Origin of the sequence: Micromonospora sp. M51 (assembly GCF_018070305.1) — a bacterium.
In the GTDB taxonomy this organism is placed as follows: domain Bacteria; phylum Actinomycetota; class Actinomycetes; order Mycobacteriales; family Micromonosporaceae; genus Micromonospora; species Micromonospora parva.
This window is the reverse complement of the sequence record NZ_JAGPXZ010000741.1, coordinates 1-2,933: the sequence shown is the minus strand read 5'-3', so window position 1 is coordinate 2,933 and position 2,933 is coordinate 1. Positions and strand designations below refer to the sequence as shown.

Annotated in this window: 2 protein-coding genes and 1 pseudogene; 2 read left to right on the top strand and 1 reads right to left on the bottom strand. The window is 71.9% G+C overall.

Annotated elements, in window-relative coordinates:
- Positions 1 to 544: pseudogene (locus KBX53_RS27960) on the bottom strand (short chain dehydrogenase); the annotation flags it as partial.
- 55 nt (positions 545 to 599) lie between these two features.
- Between KBX53_RS27960 and KBX53_RS27955 the strand changes: the two are divergent.
- Together KBX53_RS27955 and KBX53_RS27950 are read left to right on the top strand one after the other, a co-directional pair.
- The gene (locus KBX53_RS27955; protein WP_210862532.1) at positions 600 to 1,892 is read left to right on the top strand and encodes an acetyl-CoA C-acetyltransferase; all 1,293 of its coding nucleotides are present in this window, start codon (positions 600 to 602) and stop codon (positions 1,890 to 1,892) included.
- 159 nt (positions 1,893 to 2,051) lie between these two features.
- The coding region (locus KBX53_RS27950) for a glycosyltransferase family 2 protein (RefSeq protein WP_309140873.1) at positions 2,052 to 2,933 on the top strand (882 nt) is incomplete at its 3' end.

The window sequence follows — 2,933 nt, the reverse complement described above, 5'->3', positions numbered from 1 at the left end:
GCAGGAAACGGAGGGTCGATTCGAGGCGGGTGGCCGTGGTCGCGGCGAGGGTCGGGCCGTCGGCGCGGCTCACGTAGACGAGTTGCGCGGTGCTGCCCCGGCCGAATTCCTTGCCGATGCTGCGGACCAGACCTTCGAGGGCGCGCTGGGCCGTCGCCTCGCGGGGTGTCGCGCACTCCCGTGGCGGGGTGCCCAGCACGATCACCCGACCGCTGGGCAGCACGGCCCGGGCCTGCGGGTGGAAGAAGTCGTAGAGCTGGCGCAGCTCGGTCGAGTCGGTGACCCCGGTGGCGTCGAAGAGCAGTGCCCCGTACCGCTGCCCGGTGGCTGCCGGGTCGGCCAGCTCGACCCCGGCGGCGGTCAGCATCTTGGCGAGCGGCTCGGCGAGCCGGCCGCCGGTGGCCGCGCCGAGCAGCGCCGGCCCGGGCAGCAGCGGGTCGCCGGGGTGGTGCCGGCGCAGTCGGGGCGGGTCGGGCAGCCCGAGGCGCTTGACCAGCGCGCGGCCGGCGGCCGATTGGACGAAGCTCGCGTACCTGTCGGTCATGGGCGTAGCCTACTGGCGAGTAGGGTTTGAGCAACACATCTTGAGGAGGCGGATCGTGCAGAGCATCCGGCGGGTCGCGGTCATCGGGGGCAACCGCATCCCCTTCGCCCGTTCCAACTCCCGCTACGCGGACGCGTCGAACGCCGACCTGCTCGGCGCGGCGCTCGACGGCCTGGTCGCCCGCTACGGCCTGGCCGGGCAGCGGGTCGGCGAGGTGGTGACCGGAGCGGTGCTCAAGCACTCCCGCGACTTCAACCTCACCCGCGAGGTCGTCCTCGGCTCCCGGCTCGACCCGCACACCCCGGCGTACGACATCCAGCAGGCGTGCGGCACCGGCCTGGAGGCGACGATCCTGGTCGCCAACAAGATCGCCCTCGGCCAGCTCGACGTGGGCATCGCCGGCGGCGTGGACACCACCTCCGACGCCCCGCTCGCCGTCAACGAGGAGATGCGCCGCACGCTGCTCAAGCTCAACAGCGCCCGCACCCTGGGCGAACGGCTCAAGATCGCGGCGAAGCTGCGCCCGCTCCAGCCGTTCAAGCCGGACATCCCGCGCAACGCCGAGCCGCGTACCGGCCTGTCCATGGGTGAGCACGCCGCCCGAACCGCAGTGCGGTGGCAGATCGACAGGCGATCCCAGGACGAGCTGGCGCTGCGCTCGCACCAGCGGCTCGCCGCCGCGTACGACAGGGGCTTCTTCGACGACCTGATGACGCCGTACCTGGGGCTGACCCGCGACGCGAACCTGCGCCCGGACACCAGCGTGGAGAAGCTCGGCTCGCTCAAGCCGGTCTTCGGCACCCGTGGCCCGGACGCCGAGCACGCCACCATGACCGCCGGCAACTCGTCGCCCCTCACCGACGGCGCATCCACTGTGCTGCTGGCCAGCGAGGAGTGGGCGGCGGCGCACAACCTGCCGGTGCTGGCCTGGTTCAGCTGGTCGGAGACGGCGGCTGTGGACTTCGTCCACGGCGACGAGGGCCTGCTGATGGCACCCGCGTACGCGGTCCCCCGGATGCTGGCCCGCGCCGGCCTGACGTTGCAGGACTTCGACTACTACGAGATCCACGAGGCGTTCGCGTCGCAGGTGCTGGCCACCCTCGCCGCCTGGGAGTCGCCGGAGTTCTGCAAGGACCGGCTCGGCCTGGACGCGCCGCTGGGCGCGGTCGACACCGACCGGCTCAACGTCAACGGCTCGTCGCTGGCTGCCGGGCACCCGTTCGCCGCCACCGGCGGGCGGATCGTTGCCACACTGGCCAAACTGCTGGCCGAGAAGGGCAGCGGACGCGGGCTGATCTCCATCTGCGCCGCCGGCGGTCAGGGCGTGACAGCCATCCTGGAGCGCTGAACGCACGGTCCGTCCCTTATCGGGACGCCTGCCGGCGGGCGTTAACGGACCGTTCAGGAGTTGGTCCGCTGGCCGAGGGTTTACCACGCGATCGTGATCGTTGCCGCGCTCCCGGCGCGGGAACTGCTCACTCCTGCGTGCGGAACGGGGCGTGTCACCGTGGAGTCAGCCCTCAGCCGGACGACCACCCTCTCGGTGGTCATCCCGATGTTCAACGAGGCTGCGGTCATCCCAGCGCTGGTCGCCCGGCTGCGACCGGTGCTCGACGCGCTCGCCGTCGACTACGAGGTGGTCGCCGTCGACGACGGCAGCCGGGACGACACCGTGTCGGCGCTCTTCGACCACGGCCGGGAGTGGCCGCAACTGCGGGTGCTCCGGCTGCGGCGCAACAGTGGCCACCAGGCGGCGTTGACCGCCGGCCTGCACCGGGCCGTCGGCCAGTGGGTGGTCAGCCTCGACGCCGATCTCCAGGATCCGCCGGAGACCATCGCCGAGATGCTCCGGGTGGCCCGCGAGGACGGGGTGGATGTCGTCTACGGCGTTCGCGCCGACCGCAGCACCGACACGATGTTCAAGCGCAACACCGCCCGCGGCTACTACTGGGCGATGCGCCGGCTCGTCGGCGTCGACCTGCCCGCGCAGGCCGGCGACTTCCGGTTGCTCAGCCGGGACGTGATCGAGGTGCTGCGCCGGTTGCCCGAACGCGCCCCGGTCTATCGGCTGCTGGTGCCGTCGCTCGGCTTCCCCAGCGCCGAGGTGCGCTACGACCGGGAGGCCCGCGCCGCCGGCGAGACGAAGTATCCGCTGCGCCGGATGATGGCCCTGGCCTGGGAGAGCACCGCGAACTTCTCCGCCGCGCCGCTGCGCCTGGCCACCTGGCTGGGGATGTCCAGCTTCCTGCTCTGCCTCGCGCTGATCGTGTTCGGCATGGTCGTGCACGTCTCCGGCGCCACCATCCCCGGCTGGACGTCGATGTTCGTCGCGGTGCTGCTGCTCAGTGGGGTGCAGTTGATCTGCCTCGGCCTGTTGGGTGACTACGTC